Annotated in this window: 15 protein-coding genes; 9 read left to right on the plus strand and 6 right to left on the minus strand. The window is 70.5% G+C overall.

Features of this window, described 5'->3' with window-relative positions; translation table 11 throughout:
* Positions 1-54: 54 nt before the first annotated feature.
* The 3 genes from MYSTI_RS39120 (at position 55) to MYSTI_RS39130 (ending at position 2,158) form a co-directional block, all read left to right on the plus strand.
* Positions 55-405: a cupin domain-containing protein gene (locus tag MYSTI_RS39120; RefSeq protein ID WP_015353408.1), complete on the plus strand. Its 351-nt coding sequence runs from the start codon at positions 55-57 to the stop codon at positions 403-405.
* Positions 402-1,271 (plus strand): MBL fold metallo-hydrolase, encoded by an 870-nt coding sequence (locus MYSTI_RS39125; protein WP_015353409.1) that lies wholly within the window; start codon positions 402-404, stop codon positions 1,269-1,271. Before MYSTI_RS39120 ends, MYSTI_RS39125 begins: the two co-directional genes overlap by 4 nt.
* Before the next feature lie 137 nt (positions 1,272-1,408).
* On the plus strand, positions 1,409-2,158 hold the full coding sequence (locus tag MYSTI_RS39130) for a lipoprotein (protein ID WP_015353410.1): 750 nt from the start codon (positions 1,409-1,411) through the stop codon (positions 2,156-2,158).
* Positions 2,159-2,214: 56 nt separating this feature from the next.
* On the opposite strand, the gene MYSTI_RS39135 is transcribed toward MYSTI_RS39130, so the two are convergent.
* Positions 2,215-3,189 (minus strand): NADP-dependent oxidoreductase, encoded by a 975-nt coding sequence (locus tag MYSTI_RS39135; protein ID WP_015353411.1) that lies wholly within the window; start codon positions 3,187-3,189, stop codon positions 2,215-2,217.
* 191 nt (positions 3,190-3,380) lie between these two features.
* Here MYSTI_RS39135 and MYSTI_RS39140 point away from each other — a divergent pair, with 191 nt between their 5' ends.
* Positions 3,381-3,851, plus strand: coding sequence for a hypothetical protein (locus tag MYSTI_RS39140; protein WP_015353412.1), 471 nt, complete (start codon positions 3,381-3,383; stop codon positions 3,849-3,851).
* Between the two features lie 13 nt (positions 3,852-3,864).
* On the opposite strand, the gene MYSTI_RS39145 is transcribed toward MYSTI_RS39140, so the two are convergent.
* Both MYSTI_RS39145 and MYSTI_RS39150 read right to left on the minus strand, forming a co-directional pair.
* The gene (locus MYSTI_RS39145) at positions 3,865-4,674 is read right to left on the minus strand and encodes an HNH endonuclease family protein (protein WP_015353413.1); all 810 of its coding nucleotides are present in this window, start codon (positions 4,672-4,674) and stop codon (positions 3,865-3,867) included.
* Positions 4,671-5,936: an AAA family ATPase gene (locus tag MYSTI_RS39150; protein ID WP_015353414.1), complete on the minus strand. Its 1,266-nt coding sequence runs from the start codon at positions 5,934-5,936 to the stop codon at positions 4,671-4,673. Before MYSTI_RS39150 ends, MYSTI_RS39145 begins: the two co-directional genes overlap by 4 nt.
* A gap of 180 nt (positions 5,937-6,116) precedes the next feature.
* Here MYSTI_RS39150 and MYSTI_RS39155 point away from each other — a divergent pair, with 180 nt between their 5' ends.
* Genes MYSTI_RS39155 through MYSTI_RS39170 form a run of 4 tightly spaced genes read left to right on the plus strand, consistent with a single transcriptional unit; the run spans position 6,117 to position 13,597 of the window.
* Positions 6,117-7,202 (plus strand): ATP-binding protein, encoded by a 1,086-nt coding sequence (locus tag MYSTI_RS39155; protein ID WP_015353415.1) that lies wholly within the window; start codon positions 6,117-6,119, stop codon positions 7,200-7,202.
* Positions 7,202-9,511, plus strand: coding sequence for a DUF5682 family protein (locus MYSTI_RS39160; RefSeq protein WP_015353416.1), 2,310 nt, complete (start codon positions 7,202-7,204; stop codon positions 9,509-9,511). Before MYSTI_RS39155 ends, MYSTI_RS39160 begins: the two co-directional genes overlap by 1 nt.
* Positions 9,508-10,719, plus strand: a complete 1,212-nt coding sequence (locus tag MYSTI_RS39165; protein WP_015353417.1) for a VWA domain-containing protein — start codon at positions 9,508-9,510, stop codon at positions 10,717-10,719. Before MYSTI_RS39160 ends, MYSTI_RS39165 begins: the two co-directional genes overlap by 4 nt.
* The gene (locus tag MYSTI_RS39170; RefSeq protein ID WP_015353418.1) at positions 10,712-13,597 is read left to right on the plus strand and encodes a HEAT repeat domain-containing protein; all 2,886 of its coding nucleotides are present in this window, start codon (positions 10,712-10,714) and stop codon (positions 13,595-13,597) included. Before MYSTI_RS39165 ends, MYSTI_RS39170 begins: the two co-directional genes overlap by 8 nt.
* On the opposite strand, the gene MYSTI_RS39175 is transcribed toward MYSTI_RS39170, so the two are convergent.
* The 3 genes from MYSTI_RS39175 to MYSTI_RS39185 form a co-directional block, all read right to left on the minus strand.
* A complete protein-coding gene (locus MYSTI_RS39175; protein WP_015353419.1) occupies positions 13,587-15,263 on the minus strand; it encodes a serine hydrolase domain-containing protein in 1,677 nt (558 codons plus the stop codon). The two genes, MYSTI_RS39170 and MYSTI_RS39175, sit on opposite strands and share 11 nt — an antisense overlap.
* Positions 15,264-15,367: 104 nt before the next feature.
* Positions 15,368-16,204 (minus strand): alpha/beta fold hydrolase, encoded by an 837-nt coding sequence (locus MYSTI_RS39180; protein WP_015353420.1) that lies wholly within the window; start codon positions 16,202-16,204, stop codon positions 15,368-15,370.
* A 121-nt stretch (positions 16,205-16,325) separates the two neighbouring features.
* Positions 16,326-17,558 carry an AAA family ATPase gene (locus tag MYSTI_RS39185; RefSeq protein ID WP_015353421.1) on the minus strand — a complete coding sequence of 411 codons (1,233 nt, stop codon included), beginning with the start codon at positions 17,556-17,558 and terminating at the stop codon, positions 16,326-16,328.
* A 140-nt stretch (positions 17,559-17,698) separates the two neighbouring features.
* Between MYSTI_RS39185 and MYSTI_RS39190 the strand changes: the two genes are divergently transcribed.
* Positions 17,699-18,709, plus strand: coding sequence for a hypothetical protein (locus MYSTI_RS39190; protein ID WP_015353422.1), 1,011 nt, complete (start codon positions 17,699-17,701; stop codon positions 18,707-18,709).
* The last annotated feature ends 93 nt before the right edge of the window (positions 18,710-18,802 follow it).

An 18,802-nucleotide genomic window follows, 5' to 3' on the forward strand; every position in this document is an offset into this window, starting at 1 on the left:
AACGTGGGGCCACCCACAGACACCTGGGCCACCCACAGCCACGAAGGCGCACCGATGCTCACCCACGCTCCCACCCCTCCCTGGAGTTCCCTGCGAGTCGACGACGTCGAGCCCGTCGTCGTCGGCCCCGGCTGCCTGCGCAGGGACCTGCCGAGCACCCCGGACATCCGCGCCTGGGTCGTGGACATCGCGCCAGGAAGCCAGTGGCCCTGGGTGGACACCCACGACACCGGCGAAGTGCTCTTCATCGTGAGTGGCGAGCTCATCGAAGGAGCGCAGCGCATCGGGGCCGGTTCGTCCGTGTTCTTCGCGCCAGGGAGCAGCCATCGGCCGAGGACCGAGCTGGGCGTGCGCATCTTCGGCATCAATCCCCTCTCGCCCCAGCCGCGCGGAGCCACCCCATGACGTCGCGCCAGCCAGGAACCGGGCGCCGGGACTTCCTCCGTGCCGCGCTCTCCCTCACCGCGGGCGCGGTGCTCCTGCCGCCAGGAACAGGCCGCGCGGCGAAGCCCGACGAGAGCACGCAACTGCGCGCACGACGGCTCGCCTGGGCCGGAGTCCAGCTGCAGCTCGGGAAGGACACCCTCTTCCTCGACCCGCTGCAGGACCCCGCCGTGTGGGGCCCCGCGCTGAAGGACCCGCTCGTGCCACTCGAGGCGGGCGACGGCGGTCGCTTCGTGCTGGTGACGCATCGCCACCCGGACCACTTCGACCGGATGGCCGTTCGCCAGGTCCTCGGCGACACGGGCACCCTGGTCTGCTCGCCCGACACGGCGGTCGTGGCCGCATCGGCGGGGTTCCGCGTCCGGACCGCGCCCCTCTACGAGCCCCTCCTGCTCAACGACTTCACCGTCACCGCCGTGCCGGCCGCGGACGGCTATGGAGATCAACAAGTCTCCTGGGTCGTCTCGGGCGGAGGCCGCCGCATCATCCACTGTGGCGACACGCTGTGGCACGGCGCCTGGTGGCACATCGGCCGGCAGCTCGGCCCGTTCGACGCGGCGTTCCTGCCCATCAACGGGGCTCGCTTCGGCTGGCGCAAGCCCGTCAGCGATGTCCCAGGCGTGCTGACACCCGAGCAGGCCGTCGCGGCGGCGGCGGTGATGGAGGCGCGGCTCCTGGTCCCCATCCACTATGGCGTCACGTCCTCCGACGACTACCGCGAGGTCCCCGACGCGGAGGCCCAGCTCCTGGCGGCGGCGAAGAAGCGGAAGGTGAACGTGGAGCTGGCTCGGCCCGGAGAGTGGCTGACCTGGAAACCCAGGCCCTGAAGCCCGCACCGACCCCATCCCGGAACTTCCGGGGTGGGTGGCTCTTGTGTCAGGATTGAATCTGCAATCGGCGCACGATTCGCGCGCCACTCCGCCGCCGTCCCCCGCGGACCCCATCCTCTCAAGGAGCCTGCCTCATGAAGCGGTTCATCCAGGGCCTGTCCCTGACGTCTCTGTGTTTCTCGCTGATGGCCTGTGGCGCCAGCAAGATGTACACGCTCCCCGTCCAGGCGGACCGGGCCTCGGAGACGAAGACGGCCCTGTGGACCTGCGCCACCGAGAGCGGCCTCGAGTCCCAGTCGCCTCCGGACCGGATGGCCATCGCCGTCACCTACGACCCGACCGCGACCATGTACTACACGTACAACGAGCGCGACGCGTACACCTTCCAGGTCATCGTCGACGACAAGCAGGTCCCCCCGGCGGAGCTCGACGCGAAGTTCGCCACCGTGCGCAAGAAGGGCGAGGAGCTCTACGTCTGCGCGCAGGACCGCGTGAACCCGCGCGTCGTCGCCGCCGCGCCCGCGCAGACGAACGTCAACATCCAGCTCAACGCCCAGGGCCCGGGCACGTCGAACGGCATGACCGCCGGCGCGTCGGTCTCCACGAACACCACCACGGCCACCGCCACGACGACCTCGTCGTCCGCGTCCGCCGCGGCTTCCGTCGACATGAGCGCGGGCACCTGCGCTCGCGCCGTGGACTGCTACGCGCGGCTGGCCAAGACGGTCTGCGAGGGCGCGCAGGACTGCAGCTTCAAGGTGGAGATGAGCGGCAACGACGAGGCCGGGTGCCGCGACGCCCTGCTGCGCGTGCCGGACATGCTCCAGCCCTTCAAGATGATTCGCCCGAACCTCTCCGCGCCGGCGGTCTGCCGCGCCGAGTAGTCCTTCGCGAGCCGCTGGAGGGCACCCCACGTCCGTGCCCTCCAGCTCCGCGCGCCTCAGTGGATGCGCAGCGCGAGCTTGCCCAGGTGGTGCTTGCCCACGGCCTCGTGCGCGCGCGGGGCATCCTCCAGCCGGTAGACCTTCGAGACCTCCACGTGGAAGGGCCCGGCCTCGATGAGTCCATTGAGCCGTCCCAGCGCGCGCGGATGCGGCACCCCGTTGTAGGCGGTCACCTTGACGCCCTCGGGGCCCTTGGGCTCGGGCTCGACGCCGTTGGGGTAGGCGATGTGGCCGCCCTTCTTCACCGTCGCCAGCGCCTGGTCCGTCTTCTCCCCGCCCGCGAGCACCAGCACCGCGTCGAGCCCCTCCGGCGCGAACTCCCGGCACGCCTTCACCACGTCATCCGCGCGGCCGTTCACCACCTTGTCCGCGCCAATCTTCTTCCCCAGTTCCACGCCGTCCTCGCCGGACACCACCGCGAGGACGCGCGCTCCCAGCCGCTTGGCCAGCTGCACCGCCAGGTGCCCCACGCCGCCGCTGGCGCCGTACACCATGAGGTTCGTGCCCTTGCCGACCTCGAGCGCATCCTCCACGCCTTGCAGGGCGGTGATGCCATCCGCCGCCAGCACTCCCGCCTGCTCCGCGCTCAGTCCCTTCGGAATCAGCGCCGTGTCCACCGCCCGCACGCAGGCGTATTCCGCGTAGAAGCCCCCCTTCGAGTTGAGGAAGCCCGCGGCGTAGACCTTGTCGCCGACCTTGAAGTCCTTTACCCCGTCCCCCACCGCGACGACGGTGCCCGCGCCGTCCGAGCCCAGGACGTAGGGGAAGGTCGACTTGCTCGGCCTGATGCTCTCCATTCCCCCTTCGCGCTCCTCCGGGTCCCACTGGCCGATGCCCGCGGTCTCCACCTTGATGAGCACGTCCTCCGCGCCCAGCGAGGGAACGGGGAGCGTCTTCATCCCGAGCAGCTCCGGGCCGCCAAACCGGTCGATGGCGATGGCCTTCATCTGGGAAGGAATCGAGGTCTTCATGGGTGGGCTCCTCGCGGGCGCAGGTCTCCCGCGACGGACAGGGTTCCTCCGCAGGCTGCTCACGAGCACAGAGGGCGCAAGGGGGCTCGAGCCGGGTCGAGCCAGGGCCCGTCCTCACGCCCGCCCCCCAGGCACGGAAGACCCCCGCTTGGAATACAGTCGCCCGACAACCGAAGGCTCGGGAGGTCGCGATGTCGTCGACGACGAAGCTGCGCGGGTGGCTGCTGGGTGGGGTCCTGCTGCTGTCCACCGCCGCCGCGAGCGCGAGCAAGTCGAGCGTGTCGCTGGGGGACATCGAGCTGCGCGTCTTCGACCAGACGAAGGCCGCCCTCGTCAAACGCGAGGAGGCCGAGGACCCCTACGGCATGTTCGTCGACGCCGTGTTCCTGGTGCAGGTGAAGGGCGAGTTCGATGGCGACAAGCCCCTGAAGCTCAAGGTCGTGGTGAGCGCGCCCAAGGAGGAGTCGGAGGCCGGCGAGCGCCGCGCGTGGAAGGTGACCCAGACGCGCGAGCTGCATGCGCTCCCCGAGAGCGGCGTCCTCCAGGTGCCCTTCCTCATGCCCTACGAGTGCGCGTCCACCGTGAAGGTGGTGGCCACCCTCACCGGCCCCGGCATCCAGGCCCGCAAGAAGCTGGACACCGCGTTCCCGTGCGCGGAGTGAGCGGGGCGAGCGCTCACCAGCCCAGCGCCTCCGGCACCTGGTCGAACAGGCGCAGCACCGCGGGGAGCCGGGCATGCTGCCGCTTCATCTCCGCCCACACCGAGGGGTGTTGACGCGTCCGCACCTGCTTCACCAGCAGGTCCAGCTCCTCGCGCGAGAACCCCTGCGTCTTCGCGCGGAGGTAGTTCCCCAGGTGCGCCAGGTAGTCCCAGTACGCGGCGCGGCGGGACTGAGGCAGCACCTCACGCTGGTTCAATTGCAGCACGGTGATGGTGTACTGCGCGCGGCGGTGCGCCTCCGTCCCCGCGCGCCCCCGCGGGACGAAGTAGTACGTGTCGCGCAGGTCCAGCTCCATGAACTCCGTGGGGTCCTCGACGCGAGGGTCCAGGAACACGGGCCTGCCTGGAATGGGCGGCTCCACCGGCGCGCCCCGCTCGCGCCGCACGTCCGTCAGGACATTCGTCCCTTCGGCGAAGACCGCGAAGTGGTCATTCTTGCGCGGGTTGCAGACGCCACACGCATACAGGTAGTTCGCCCAGGCGAAGGCGACCTCCGGGTAGAGCGTCTTCGGGCGGATGTGCTCCACCTCGTCCGCGACGGAGTCCTCGCAGTAGGCGCAGCGGCGCACGCCCGAGCACATCGCCGACAGCGTCACCTTCACGTGGTCGAAGATGGGGTTGCCAATCTTGTTGAGCGCGGAGAAGCGCTTCTTCGCCTGCGCCACCCGCTCCGCGTAGTCCCCCGCCGCGTCCAGCTCCCGCTGGTACTTCACCAGTCCCTCGCGCGCCTCCGCGGGCAACGGCTTCTCGGGCAGGCGAATCATTTGAGCAGACGCTCCACCGCGGGGGACGGCAACACGCTCGCGGCGGTCGGCGTGCGCATGCGCAGACGCTCCTGCTCCTGACGCTCCTCCGCGCTCAGCCCTCCCTCCAGCTCCTTCTGGTTGAGGAGGGCCAGGCGCTCCAGTTGCGCGAGCGCCTCCGGAGAGCGCGTCGACATGTCGCCGAAGGCACCCGTGCCATAGGCATCCACCCCGCTCCCGTAGAGGAGCCGCTCCCGGGTGATGCCGGTCACCATGCTCGGCGGCTCGTCCATGCCGGGACGCGGCAGCCAGAAGATGCTCCCCTCCGCCGCGGCCTGGCAGATGAGCGGGCTGTGCGTCGTGACGAGGAATTGGAGGTGCGGGAAGTGCTTGCGGAACCAGAACCCCACCCGGCGCTGCCACGTGGGATGCAGGTGGGCTTCGATCTCGTCGACGAGGACGACGCCCGGCGGCTGGAGCGACAGCGCATCGCCCGGCGCGAAGAGGCGCCTGGCGCCGTAGGTGCTCGCGAGCTGGCGAATCAACTCGAGCGTCAGGCTCAGCAGCGACTGGAAGCTGTCGCCGAGGCTCGCGACGGAGACCTCGTTGCCCTGGCCGTCCACGAAGCGCACGCCTCGCGAGGAGATGGAGTCGAGCCGCGTCTGATGCGGCAGGAAGTCGGGCTGGTTGATGAACGCCAGGAGCGGCTCCAGCAAGCCCGCGTCGGGCCCCGTCTCCAACTGCTCCAGCCACCCGAGGCTCGCGCGCAGGGCCACGGAGGCATCGAACATCGACAGGTGGCGCGCGAGCCTCGGCTGCGAGGAGAAGAGCGCCTCCTGCCCCGCGTCGCCGTCCGTGAAGCGCCGGAACGGACCGAACGCGGCGCTGAACCAACCCCGGCCCGTGCCCCAGAGCGCGGGCGCCGCGGCCAGGCTCGCCGCCCCGGGCACGAGCTGCGTGGCATTCCCCGCGCGCTGGAGTCGCAGCTCCGCCGAGACCTCCGACGACACGGAGGCCCCGGCCTGGTCCCAGCGCGAGTCCCCACTCAACGACACCTGAATCGAGCCGGACGGCGAGCCCGCGCGGAGCCACTCACTCCAATCCTGACGAAGCGCCATCGCCGCGTCGCGCCCCATCAGCGCGAGCGAGACCGCGCGGAGGAAGGCGCTCTTGCCCGCGCCGTTGTCTCCGATGACGACGTGCCACCCCGGATGCGAGGACGGCTCCCACTCCAGCTCAGCCATCGACCGGATGTTCTCGAGGACGACTTTCTTCAGATACATGGAGACACAGGACGCCCGAATCAGTCGGAGGGGTCAATCGCTCCGCCGCCACAGTGTGAAGCCGCGAGGAATCGTCTCGAACCCATCCATCGCAAGCCCCCTCGGAGGTGGGCCGCCGGGTGGTAAGCAAGACAACCCCCTGAATCGCCGCGTGTCAGTCCAAGCTGGTAGCTTTCACGCATGCCGGACATCCGACTGCCCGCCGAAGCGAAGTTCAAGACTGAGCTGGACGCCCTCACCGCGCATGACGACAAGCCTCGCCCTCCCGGGTGGGCGCTCTCGCCTCGCGCCGTCGAGACCTACATCCTCGGGAGCACAAAGCCCGTGGGCGGCGTTCCCATCACCCCCAAGTACGTGGGTGACAAGGGGCTCGTGCAGGTGTGCATCGCCACCCTGGCGTCGGACCGGGCGCTGATGCTCGTGGGCGAGCCGGGCACCGCGAAGAGCTGGCTGTCCGAGCACCTCTCCGCCGCCATCAGCGGCACCTCCGCCCTCATCGTCCAGGGCACCGCCGGCACCAGCGAGGACCACCTCAAGTACTCGTGGAACTACGCGCTGCTGCTCGCCAAGGGCCCCACGCCCGAGGCGCTCGTCCCCTCTCCCGTGCTGCGCGCCATGCGCGGCGGCAAGTTCGCCCGCTTCGAGGAGGTGACGCGCACCTCGCCGGAGATCCAGGACGCGCTCATCTCCCTCCTCTCGGAGAAGCAGGTCTCCATTCCGGAGCTGGGCGAGGTGGTGAGCGCGCAGCGGGGCTTCAACCTCATCGCCACCGCCAACACGCGAGACCGCGGCGTCAACGAGATGAGCGCCGCCCTCAAGCGCCGCTTCAACTTCGTCACCGTCCCTGTGGTGGATGACCTGGAGCAGGAGATTCAAATCGTGACGAGGCGCGAGGCGGAGCTGCGCAATGACTACCAGGTCGGTGTCCCGCCGACGGAGGAGCTGTCGCGCATGCTGCTCACGCTCTTCCAGGAGCTGCGCCAGGGCGTGACGAAGGACGGCAAGACGAAGGTCCGCACGCCGGGCGCGGTGCTCTCCACGGCCGAGGCCATCAGCGTGCTGTTCAACAGCTCCATCCTCGCGCAGCAGTTCGGCGGCGGGAAGGTGACGCCGCATGAGCTGGCCGCGTCGCTGGTGGGCGCGGTGGTGAAGGAGCAGGAGGACGACGTGAAGGCCCTGCGCGAGTACATGGAGACGGTGGCCAAGAGCCGCTCCGGCGCATGGAAGGAGCTGTACTCCGCGAGCAAGAAGCTCCTGAGGGGCTGATGGACCTGGACCTGCTCACCCGGGTGCACCTGTTCCCGGTGCGCCACCACTCGCCGCGCACCACGGCGGTGCTCGGACGCTGGCTGGAGCACGTGAAGCCGGAGGTGGTGCTCATCGAGGGCCCCTGCGATGCCTCCGCGCTCGTGGACGTCCTGTGCGACGCGGACACCCGGCCTCCCATCGCCCTGCTCGGCTATCGCACGGACGACACGCCGGGCTCCGCGCTGTGGCCCTTCGCGGAGTACTCCCCCGAATACGCGGCGCTGCGCTGGGCCCAGGCCCACGCCGCCCGCGCGCTCTTCATCGACATCCCCGTGGGCGTCAGCCTGGCCATGGACCGGCGGGACGCGGTGCCGCCCTCCGAGGCCGAGGCCGGAGCGGAGGCCCAGGAGCCGGCTCCGGAGCCCGAGGAGCCCATCACCGAGCGGTTCGCTCGCGAGCGGGGCTATCGCTCCTTCGAGGAACTGTGGGAGGCGCTGTTCGAGGCGCCGGACTGGACGCCCGAGGGCTTCCGGAGCGTGCTGCTCGCGTGGGCGGACGTGCTCAACGCGGGGCCTCGCCTGGACTATCACCGCTGGCGCGATGCCTTCATGGCGCGGCAGGTGCTGGAGGTCGTGGCCCGCGGGGTTGCCCCCGAGAAGATCGCCGTCGTGGCGGGCGCCGCGCACGTGGCCGCCTTCGTCGCGAAGGACGTGGAGGCCGCGCTGGAGGCTCGGCTCCCGGCGGCAGTGCCCTGCGCGGTGACGGTGATTCCGTACAGCTTTCCGCGCCTGTCCGAGCAGCTCGGCTATGGGGCCGGCAACCGCGCGCCGCACTTCTACCAGAAGGCCCATGAGGCGAAGTGTGACTTCCGGCGCGCGACGCTGGAGGTGCTCATCGACTTCGCCGGACACCTGCGCATGCGCGGCTTCACCGCATCGCTGTCCGACGTGCTGGAGGCCTACCGGCTCGCGGTGACGCTGTCGGACCTGCGCGAGAAGACGGCGCCGGGCCTGGACGAGCTGCGCGAGGCCACCATCGCCACGCTCTGCCGAGGCGATGCGACCCACGTCGACTCCTTCCTGTGGAAGAGCGTGGTGGGCCACCAGGTGGGCCGCGTGGCCAGTCGCATCGGGAAGAACTCGCTCCAGGCGGAGTTCTGGCGGGAGGTGGACTCGCGCCACCTGCCGCGCACCGACAGCCCGGAGACCTTCACGCTGCGGCTGAGCAACGAGGTGGAGGTGGGCTCGTCGGTGTTCCTCCACCGGCTGCGGGTCGCGGGCATTCCCTACGCCACGCTCGTGGGCACCGCGCAACAGAAGCTCACCCCCAAGGAGGCCAGCGCCCAGGCCGCGCTCACCCGCGTGCGGGAGTCGTGGCAGGCCCAGTGGACCCCGTCCACCGACGTGGCGCTGGTGGAGAAGATCGTCCTGGGCGACTCGCTGGAGGCCGTGACGACGCGAGTCCTCCAGGAGCAACTGGACGCGGCGCGGAGCACGGGCGGCGCCGCGGAGGTGCTGCTGGAGTCGGTGATCACCGGCTGCGCGCAGACGCTGGGCGCCGCGCTGCGCGCGTGTGATGCGCATGCCTCCACGGACGTGGACCTGCCCTCGCTCGCGTCGGCGGCGCGGGCGCTGTCGGGACTCGTCGCGTACGGCACCTCCCGCGCGCACACGGCGATGGGCGACGAGGCCGTGGCCGTGCTCTGCCAGAAGACCTTCACGCGCGCGCTGCTGCGGGTGCACGAGGCCTGCGCCTGCGCGCCCGACGCCGTGCCCGCCGTGATGGATGCGCTGCGGACGCTGCACGAGGTGGCGCTGGCCCAGCCGCTCGCGGACAAGGCCGGATGGCTCACCGCGGCCCGGGAGCTGATGCGCAGCGGCACCGTGCACCCTTCGGCGTCGGGGCTGGCGACGGGCCTGCTGTACCTGTCGCGGGAGCTGACCGAGGAGGAGGTCTCGAGGGAGGTGGGGCTGCGGCTGTCGCTCGCGGTGGCGCCGGAGGTGAGCGCGTCGTGGCTGGAGGGCTTCCTGCGGGTCAACGCGCTGGTGCTGGTGAAGAACCGCGACGTGGTGAAGGCGCTCGACGAGTTCCTGGTGGGCATCGACCCCGAGCTCTTTCGTCAGACCCTCCCGGTATTGAGAAGAGCACTGGGCGTGCTCGGTAGCACCGAGCGGCGCTACCTCATGGAGAACATCGTGGCCGTGCGGCGGCTGGGAGAGCAGGGCCGCGCGGTGAAGACGGTGCTCGAGGAAAAGGACAAAGAGAAGCTCAAGGACATGAGCGCCGAGCTGGGCAAGGCGCTCGATGACCTGGACGACCTGCTATGAGCGTGGACCCCAAGAACCTCTCGGAGAAGGACCGCGACGCGCTCCTGCGCTGGCGGCTGGCGCTGGGCCCCGCCGCGGAGAAGACGGGGGCGTGTCCCTCGCTGCGCGCGCTGGCCGGCGCCTCGGCCTCGGTGGGCCTGGGCGGTGGAGACCTGGAGCCGCTGGATGACGCGCTCTCCTTCGTCTACGGCGAGCGGAGCGGCGGGCGAGAGGGCCCCAAGCCCTACATCCCCGAGTGGCTGGGCGCGCTGCGCAGCTTCTTCCGCGACGACGTGATTGCGCTCGTCCAGAAGGACGCCATCGAGAAGAAGGGCCTCACGCAGCTCCTGTTCGAGCCGGAGACGCTGCCCTTCCTCGAGAAGAACGTGGAGCTGGTGACGACGCTGGTGAGCGCGCGCGGGCTCATCCCGGACGAGGCGAAGTCCCTGGCCCGCACCATTGTCCGCGAGGTGGTGGACGAGCTGCGCAAGAAGCTGGAGTCCACCGTGCGCACGGCGGTCATCGGCGCCCTGCGCCGCGACAGGACGAGCCCGCTGCCCATCGCGCGCAACATCGACTGGAAGCGCACGATTCGCCACAACCTCAAGGGCTGGGACGCGGAGAACAAGCGCCTGGTGCCCGAGCGCTTCTACTTCTGGCCCAACCAGCGGCGGCACCACGAGTGGGACGTGACGCTGGTGGTGGACCAGTCCGGCTCCATGGCGGAGAGCGTGGTCTACAGCTCCGTCATGGCCGCCATCTTCGCGTCGCTGGATGTGCTGCGCACGCGGCTGGTCCTGTTCGACACCGAGGTGGTGGACATGACGCACCTCCTGTCGGACCCGGTGGAGGTGCTGTTCTCCACGCAGCTCGGCGGCGGCACGGACATCAACCGCGCGGTGGCCTACGCGCAGGCGAACCACGTCCAGCGGCCGGAGAAGACCCTCTTCCTGTTGATCACGGACCTCTACGAGGGCGGCAACGCGCAGGAGCTGCTGGCGCGGCTGCGGCAGTTGGTGGACTCGCGCGCGAAGGTGCTGTGCCTGCTCGCGCTGTCGGACGGCGGCAAGCCCTCCTACGACCAGGCGATGGCGAAGGAGCTCACCGCGATGGGCATCCCGTGCTTCGGGTGCACGCCGCGCAAGCTGGTGGACGTGGTGGAGCGAGTGATGCGCAACCAGGACCTGACGCCGCTGCTGTCCTCCGAGAAGGAGCTGTCCCATGGCTGAGTTGCGAAAGCTGGCCCCGGGCATGAGCGCCCTGACGGAAGTCATCAGCGACCGGGACGAGCTGGCCAAGGGCGCGCGCATCTTCGACGACAAGCACATCACCCACCTGTCGCGCTTCGAGAACCGGCTGTTCGCGGACGCGCTCGGCTCCGGGGCGACGCCCTACAAGGTCTCGCTGGTGTTCGGCGATGGCCGTGAGGTGAAGGGGCGGTGCTCGTGCATGGCCGCGCGCTCGCGCCCCTTCTGCAAGCACGCGGCGGCGCTGCTGGTGGCGTGGTCTCGCGCGCCGGAGTCCTTCGTCACCGCCGACGCGCCTCCGGTCGGCGCGGGAGGCCCCGCGAAGAAGAGCGTGAAGAAGGGCAAGACGGAGACCGCGGACCTGATGAAGGCGGGCGTGGCCCAGGTCTCCACGCTGGTGCGGGAGCTGGGGCTGTCGGGTGTGACGTCCCTCTCCGAGGACCGCGCCAGCCAGGTGCGCGCGCTGGGGGAGACGCTGCGCGCCAACGGGCTGCGCAGGCTGGCGGCCAGCACGGTGGAGGTGGCGAACCTCCTGGAGAAGGCCGCCGAGCGCACCGGTGAGTTCGAGCCTCCCGCCTTCACCGACCTGGTGGCGGACATGCTGCTCACCACGCGCAAGGTGGAGAAGCACCTGGGCGGCGAGGCGCTCGACGACCGCTACGTCGAGGAGCTCATCGGCAAGACGTGGACGAAGAAGGACCGCGCCCCCGTCGAGGGCCTGACGCTGCTGGAGTACGCGTTCTCCGCGCGCGTCACGCCCGACAACTTCGTCGTCCGCGAGAGCCGTTTCCTGGAGCTCGGCTCCGGCAAGCACTTCGCGGAGAAGCAGATCCTCCCCGCCTTCCTCAAGAACGTGGAGCCCAAGCGGAGCCACTCGGGCGACGTGCTGGAGGAGGCGAAGGGGGGCCAGTACCCGGGCTTCGCGCCCTTCCGCCTGGACCTGGACGAGCAGCTGAAGCGGCGTCCCCTGGACGAAGCCGCCCTGGTCCAACTCGTGGAGAAGTCGCTCCCGGACGTGGGGGCCGCGCTCGCCGCCTTCCAGGAGCACCGCAAGGACGTCTTCGCACCGGAGCGGCTGCCGGTGGCGCTGCGGGTGCAGACGCTGTTCGCCAGCGGGAAGCGCTCGCAGCTCGTCGACTCGAAGGGGCAGGGGCTGTTCCTGCCCGCGGACGAGCAGCTCGATGAGTCCATCTCCGCGGCGCTGGAGGGCGCGACGCTCGAGGTCGTGCTGGGGGACATGGCCCTGGAGGCCGCGCTGCCCACGCTGTTCCCCCTGGCGATGGTGGTGGAGACGGCGGAGGGCCTGAGGCTCCGGGGCCTGTCCCGGCTGGAGATGGAGGAGACGTCGCGGCGGGGACGTCGGCGCGCGGTGGCCTCCGCGTCCTCATCCTCGTCCTCGCGAACCGGTTGGGCGGATGCCGCTCGCGACGCGGGGGCCTCGCGCGCCGCCATCGCCCTGGCCGAGGTGCGGGACGAGCTGGCGGACAAGTTCTCCCAGGGCCTGTCCGCGGTGTCGCCGCGCGCGGTGGAGCCGCTGGTGGCTCGGCTCAAGGAGCTGGGGCTGGAGAAGCCCGCCGTCCTGCTGGAGACGCTGGCGCAGCGGCCCGAGGTCGGGGAGCGGCTGGATGACTTCATCAAGGTGTATCAGGTGCTGGGCATCGCCCTGGTCCGGCTGGCGGGCTCCGTCCAGGTGGAGGGCGAGGCGCTGACGCCCGTGGTCACCCACCCCAGCATCCGCGTGCGCATCCCCCAGCAGCCCATGACTCCCGCCGAGGTCCTCCAGAAGCGGGGGCAGGGCGAGCTGACGCGCCACGAGGCCAACGCGCACGTCTCGCGCTACTACGAAACGCTGGATGACGACTCGCTGATGGAGTCGCTGTATCCCGCCTGGAGCGACGGCATGGCCAGCGCCTTCATCGCGAGGGCCGTGGCCCGCCGTCCTCGAGAGCAGGTGCTGGAGGTGGCGAAGCGGGCCCTGTCCGAGCACCACAGCCGCATGGTGCGGCGCACCGCCATCCAGGTGCTGGGACAGTTGGGCGGGCGAGACGCCCGCGTGCTCCTGGATGGACTGACGCGCAAGGGACATGACGGCGGCCTGCGCCTCTTCGCGCGCGAGACGCTGAATGACGTGCAGGCGCGGGAGAAGGGTCCGGAGGCCGTGGCGACCCTGAGCCGGGAGCGCGAGGCGAAGCTCCGCCCCTTCATCCATCAGGCCCTGACGGAGCCCACGCGGGATGCGCGGATGGGCGCGGTCAACGAGCTGGAGACGCTGGGGCTGACGCAGGCGTGGCCCGCGTTGAGGCAGGTGTTCTACGGAGACCCCGCCTACGAGGTGCGGCACCGCGCGGCCATGGCGCTGGCGTGGCTGGGGGACGCGGAGATGCTGGACCGCTACCTGCATCACGTGCAGACCCGGAGCGACACCGACGCCAAGGCGGCCATCTACGCGCTCGGCGTGCTGGGGGATGTGCGCGGTGCCCAGGCCTTGTTGATGGCCTTCGTCGACGGCTGGAAGAGCACCCTCGTGGCCGAGTCCCTGCGCGCCTTGGGGTTGGCCCTGCTGGAGCCCGCGGTGCGGCTGGCGGAGACGCGCCCGGAGGCCCTGGAGCGCGAGGGCCTGCGCGCGCTGTTCCGGACCTGGCCGCGCGAGGCGCTCGCGCAGGTGCTGCTCGCCCACGTCGAGGCGGCGCGGGAGAAGCCCGAGCGGCTCGCGCTCTTCTCGACCTACCTCAAGCTCGCGGGGGAGAACACGCACGGGGCCGGGAAGGTCGTGGCGGCGGCGCTGCTCGACATTCCCGACGCGGCCAAGGACAAGCAGCTCCTGCGCGCGGCCAAGAAGCTGCTGGGCATCAAGGCCTAGACAGACGGGTCTCCAGGCCCGTGCGCTCCGCGCGGAACCGGCGCAGGCGGCGGCTGCTCACCAGCAGCCCGTCGACCCCACCGGCGGCGGTCCGCGTGAAGCTCACCGCGCCGACCGAGCCGACGAAGCGGTCCCCTCCGACGGGCTCCAGGAAGACGTCGCCCCGACGAGGCCAGCTCACCGCCAGCTTCTCGTCCACGATGCGCACCGAGTAGGTCATCTCGACCTCCTCGCTGCGGTACTGGCCGACGAACGCCATCAGCTCCCCGCGCGTGGGCGGGGGTGCGTCGATGCGGATGAAAGGCCTCGTCGTGGGCCAGGCATCGCGGATGCTCAGCTCGCGCGGGGCGCCAGGCCTCGGTGGGGCGAAGCGCCAGACATGGGGCGACTCGCCGGGGCGGAACGCGCCTTCGCCCATGTGGACGAAGTCCTTGGCCCCGCCGACCTCGCGCAGCGCGCCACCCTTGACCTCCAGCCGCACGACTTCATCCGTCAGAGGGCTCCAGTAGTTGCCGGCGAGCGCCGCCAGGTCCGCCTCCGGCAGCGCGACGGCGGGCGGCAGCGCGGCCTTCATGAGGTCCCCCAGGTACACGTCGGCCACCTTCCACACGAGCTCCGAGGAGGGAATCGAGCCGCTGTTGCACAGCAGGACGATGGAGAGCCGCTGGTCGGGGAAGAGGACGGACTCCGTTCGGAACCCACCCATCATTCCATCATGCCCCACCGTGCGCAGGCCGCGGTGCTCCGTCAGCCGCAGGCCGCCGCCATACCCCGTCACGGTGCCGTCGTTCAGCGTGCCGGAGGTCTGCATCAGCGCCCTCACCGCGGGCCCGCCGACGCGCCCGTCGAGCTGGTTCTGCTGCCACTTCAGCAGGTCGCCCACCGTGCTGAACAAGCTGCCGGAGCCGTCCGACTGGGGCATGCTGACGCGCCAGTCGCCCTTGCTCTTGTCGGGCGCGTACCCGATGGCCCTGCGAGGAATGACCGCGAAGGCGCCTTCCTGGAACCGGGTGTCCTTCATCCCCAGCGGATTGAAGAGTCGCTCGTCGGCGAAGTCCCGCAGCGACTGGCCGGACACGCGTCGCACGATGACGCCCAGCAGCCCGTACGCGGCATTGGTGTAGAGGACCTCGGCGCCCGGCTCGAAGTTCACCCCACGCTGGCGGGTGAGGACCCACCAGTTGTCCGCATCGAGGGTCATGTCGTCGCCGCGCCAGCCCGCCAGGGCCATCAACTGGCCTTGCTCGCGCAGGCCGCTGATGTGGTGCATCAGGTGCGCGACGGTGCGGCGCGTTCCGAAGTCAGGCAGCTCCGGGATGTGCTTCCGGACGTCGTCGTCCATCGACACCTTGCCCTCCTGCACCAATAGCCCCAGGGAGAACGCGATGAACTGCTTGGTGACGGAGGCCATGTTGAAGACGGACCGGGGCGTGATGGGGACGTCGTCCTCCAGGTTCGCCCGGCCATGCCCCCGCGCGTAGTCCAGCACGCCGTCGCGAGAGACCGCCACCGCGCAGCCGGGCGTGGCCTTGCCGCTCCAGGGCGCGAAGAGGGCATCGACGCGGGCGTGACGCTGGGCCCGCGGGCCACGGGGCGTCTGCGCGTGGGCGCTGCGTCCTGGAAGGACCCAGAGGGCCAGCAGCAGGAGGGCGTGGAGAGGTCGCATGCGCGAGAGGATTCCCGAGTCCTCCTCCCGCGCGACGGCCCCATCTGTGAAGCCCCGTCAGCCGTCGGTGAGCCGCGCGTTCCGGCCGGTGAGCCGAGGCCGCGTCACCCGAACCCGGCCCGAGGCGACACCGGCGCGTGGCTCAGCGACTCCAGGAAGGAGCCCAGCGCCGCGTTGACGAGCGACGGCTCCTCCACCGACGACGAGTGCCCCGCGCGAGGCAACCGCACCAGGCGCGAGCCCGGGATGAGCCGATGCAGCCGCTCCGCCTTCTCGGGGACGGTGGCCACGTCCTCCTCGCCCACGACGACGAGCGTGGGCACGCGGATGTTCGGCACCTCGTGCGCCACGGTGTTGCGGCGGATGACGCCGTTGACGGCGCGCCAGATGTCCTTGCGGTTCTCCAACAAGCGCGCCCGCCAGAGCGCCCGCTCCTCCGCGCGGTTCGGGTCCGAGAGGAACGAGCGCCCAAACATGATGCGCATCACCGGGTCCACCACCGGCCGCAGCCCGGCCAGCCGCGCGATGAAGTTGAGCAGCGTGTAGCGCGGCACGTTGAGGACCGGCTCCGGGTCCGGGGACGTCTCCAGCAAGCTGAGCGAGCGCAAGAGCTCCGGCCGCCGCGCCGCGATGCGCATCCCGATGAAGCCCCCCATCGACAGGCCCACGAAGTGGCACGGCCGCGCGCCGAGCTTCTCGATCAACCCCACCGTGTCCAGGTACAGCGTCTCCATGTCGATGGAGTTCACCTCGGGCACCGCGCTGCGACCCTGCCCCCGGTGGTCATACGCGATGCACCGGTAGCGGCCTCTCAGCGCGTCCACCTGCGGGTCGAACAGTCGCGAACTCCACAACAGGCCATGGCTGAAGAGGATGGGCTCGCCCGGACCTTCGGAGTCCTCGTAGTGCAGCTCGGTACCATTCACGGACAACATCGGCATGGCGGCTCCCCTCCCACGTCTCGCAGGATAGGCCACCTCGTGACGCGGCATGACAACAGTCGTGACACAGCGCGCGAGCTGTCGACTCGCGGACGCCCGCCAACGAAGGTGCGCTCCGGGGCTACCAGAGTCCTTGTGCTTGGAGCAGCGCGCCCAGCTGCCCGGGCGTCGCGGTGCTGGCGGTGAACAGGCGCTCGGCGGCCTCGGGGGAGGGGTCCTCCCAGATGAGCACCCCGGAGCCCTCATCCCGCCGGCACCACACCAGGCTGTCGCGCACGTGCTGGGGGGAGGTGAAGGTGAGCAGGTCCAACAGGACGGGGCTCTGGCTGGTGAGGAAGCTCTGCCGCGCGCCCAGCGGCTCCAAAGTGGCCCGCACCAGCCGGGGGTGCAGTGAGTGCGCCACCTCGTCGGCGACGACCACCGCGCGAGCCCGGGACAGGTAGTGCTGGAGCGCGAGCACGCGCTTCTGTCCGTGGCCCAGCTGGCGCGCGGAGACCCGCGTCCCATCCGAGCCCACGAAGTCCAGCTCCAGGCCCCCCAGCGTCTGCGACTCGTACTTCCCCTCGAGCGGCGCCTCCACGGGGACCAGGCTGGCCTCCGCGGCGCTGAAGCCCAACAGCCGCGCGGTGTCGCGCAGGAAGGGGATGGAGTCGGAGGGGACGACGTAGCGCGGGCCGCCCCACTGCGAGGCCGCCAGCCGCCGCAGCCCATCCAGCAGCGCCTCCGAGGCCAGCCCCGTGCCCGTGGCGAGCACGCCCTCCGCGCGCCGCGAGAGCCGCAGCTCCACCTGATACAGCTGCTCGAAGTACGCCAGCCCCTCGTCGAAGCGGCTCAGGCCGGCCAGCGCGGACACCTCGCGGGCCATGGCGAGCAGCGGCTCGACGGTGGCGGTGCCCTCGCCCGTCTTCTCCACCCAGGCGATACCTCCCGACATGAGCACCAGCCACAGGCGCCCCGCGACCTCCGGGGCGATGCGCTCCTGCACCACCAGCGACGCATCATCCTGACGGGAGACGGTGACCTGGAGTCCCTCCCGCCGGATGACCAGCGGCCAGGCCATGTCGCGCGGCGCGACGACGATGTCCATGGAGAGCCCGGTGCCCGGCACGTTGCGCACCCGCACCGTGATGCGTCCCGTGTCCGCCGCCAGCGCGTACTCCAAATCCAACGGCTCCTCGGCCAGCGAGGTGAAGTCGGAGCTGGCCACCGCCGCGACCAGGTCCAACAGCAGCGTCTTCCCCGTGCCGTTGAAGCCGACGAGGACGTTGAAGGACGGGCTGAACGACAGCCGCGTCCCCGGCTTCACGGTGCGGAAGTGGTGAACCTGGAGCCATTGGAGCTTGAGCATCGCCATCAGCCTCCCCTCCTGGGTGCGCCAGGGTCAACCCCACTTGTGACATCTTCCGCCACAGAAAGTGAAGTCACACAAAACCCATTGTGAACACACGCAATAACAGCCAGGGTGCGATTGCAATCCCATCACGGAGGTTTCACATGCAACCGCACCGGGCCCCCGCCCCGTCGCAGGTGTATTCACTCGTCGTCCTCGCGCTCCTGGGCCTCGTCGCCTGGAGTCCCCTCGCCCAGGCCAAGGGCATCACGGGAATCATCGGCTTCGCGCACTTCGACTATCGCGACCCGCCCCCTGTGATTGAGCGGGTATGCAAGTACACGGCGAAATACTCGTGCTCGTGCAGGGTGGGCACCAACGTCTCCTTCAACATGATCAGCGGCTGCTCCAACGTGAGCGCGGCGGATGCGCTGGACCGAGCCCGCATCGCCTGCACCCAGCTCTGCATGAACGCGGAGCGGGACGGCGGCGGCTTCGGCGGCGGAGGCAACGTGCTCAGCCCCGTGCGGACGCCGGGCACGGGCGTGTCGCTCGAGGGCTCCGGCACCGTCCTGCCACAAGGCCGGGATGGATACGTGGGCTTCGTTCCCCGCACGGGTGAAGTCGTGGGCCCCCTGACGGAGAAGGAGAAGCTGGGGGAGTGGCTCGTCGAGCAGACCCAGGCGCCCTGGCTCTGGTTCGAGCCCGGCAACGAGGCCACGCCCTGGGAGGACCCGAAGGGTTCGGCGGCCTTCGTCCAAGCGTTCTGGAGCCAGGGAGGGGCGCCCCGGCCCCTGGGCCCCTGCGGCCACTCCGTCCAGCAGGCGTGCCCCCTCCAGGACGTGAAGCTGGGGGACAGCGTCCAGGCCTGCGCGAAGGATGAAGACGACGCGCGCCTCATCGCCGACTCGGCGTGCGCACCCCTCCGCTACAACGCCCTGAGACAGAAGCACCGGACGCTGGGCATCGCGGGGGACTCCGAGAGCACCCAGGCGCCCTCCGCCACCATCGTGGCCGTGGCGCCCATGCAGTTCATCGGCCTGCTCCCCTCCAGCGTGGAGCCCATCGGCCCCACGGAGGACTGGGGCAAGCTGGTGGACGAGCTCCTCGAGCGGACGCAGGGCACCACCGTGTGGCTCTCCGGCCCGCCCGCGTACTACAGCCCCAGGGAGTGAGCGGAACCCCGCCTCACGACTCAACCCAGGATGGCCGACATAAACGGTCATCCTGGTGAGCCACGCTTGTCACGACAGGGCGCGACGGGCAGC

It is taken from the genome of Myxococcus stipitatus DSM 14675, from assembly GCF_000331735.1.
GTDB classification, from domain to species: Bacteria; Myxococcota; Myxococcia; order Myxococcales; family Myxococcaceae; genus Myxococcus; species Myxococcus stipitatus.

Excerpts from the sequence above, each read along its gene's own strand:
- MYSTI_RS39170 (WP_015353418.1), top strand. The coding sequence starts at position 10,712 with ATGGCTGAGTTGCGAAAGCTGGCCCCGGGCATGAGCGCCCTGACGGAA.
- MYSTI_RS39180 (WP_015353420.1), bottom strand. The coding sequence starts at position 16,204 with ATGCCGATGTTGTCCGTGAATGGTACCGAGCTGCACTACGAGGACTCC.
- MYSTI_RS39140 (WP_015353412.1), top strand. The coding sequence starts at position 3,381 with ATGTCGTCGACGACGAAGCTGCGCGGGTGGCTGCTGGGTGGGGTCCTG.
- MYSTI_RS39120 (WP_015353408.1), top strand. The coding sequence starts at position 55 with ATGCTCACCCACGCTCCCACCCCTCCCTGGAGTTCCCTGCGAGTCGAC.
- MYSTI_RS39165 (WP_015353417.1), top strand. The coding sequence starts at position 9,508 with ATGAGCGTGGACCCCAAGAACCTCTCGGAGAAGGACCGCGACGCGCTC.
- MYSTI_RS39145 (WP_015353413.1), bottom strand. The coding sequence starts at position 4,674 with ATGATTCGCCTGCCCGAGAAGCCGTTGCCCGCGGAGGCGCGCGAGGGA.
- MYSTI_RS39130 (WP_015353410.1), top strand. The coding sequence starts at position 1,409 with ATGAAGCGGTTCATCCAGGGCCTGTCCCTGACGTCTCTGTGTTTCTCG.
- MYSTI_RS39160 (WP_015353416.1), top strand. The coding sequence starts at position 7,202 with ATGGACCTGGACCTGCTCACCCGGGTGCACCTGTTCCCGGTGCGCCAC.
- MYSTI_RS39190 (WP_015353422.1), top strand. The coding sequence starts at position 17,699 with ATGCAACCGCACCGGGCCCCCGCCCCGTCGCAGGTGTATTCACTCGTC.
- MYSTI_RS39125 (WP_015353409.1), top strand. The coding sequence starts at position 402 with ATGACGTCGCGCCAGCCAGGAACCGGGCGCCGGGACTTCCTCCGTGCC.
- MYSTI_RS39135 (WP_015353411.1), bottom strand. The coding sequence starts at position 3,189 with ATGAAGACCTCGATTCCTTCCCAGATGAAGGCCATCGCCATCGACCGG.
- MYSTI_RS39175 (WP_015353419.1), bottom strand. The coding sequence starts at position 15,263 with ATGCGACCTCTCCACGCCCTCCTGCTGCTGGCCCTCTGGGTCCTTCCA.
- MYSTI_RS39155 (WP_015353415.1), top strand. The coding sequence starts at position 6,117 with ATGCCGGACATCCGACTGCCCGCCGAAGCGAAGTTCAAGACTGAGCTG.
- MYSTI_RS39150 (WP_015353414.1), bottom strand. The coding sequence starts at position 5,936 with ATGTATCTGAAGAAAGTCGTCCTCGAGAACATCCGGTCGATGGCTGAG.
- MYSTI_RS39185 (WP_015353421.1), bottom strand. The coding sequence starts at position 17,558 with ATGGCGATGCTCAAGCTCCAATGGCTCCAGGTTCACCACTTCCGCACC.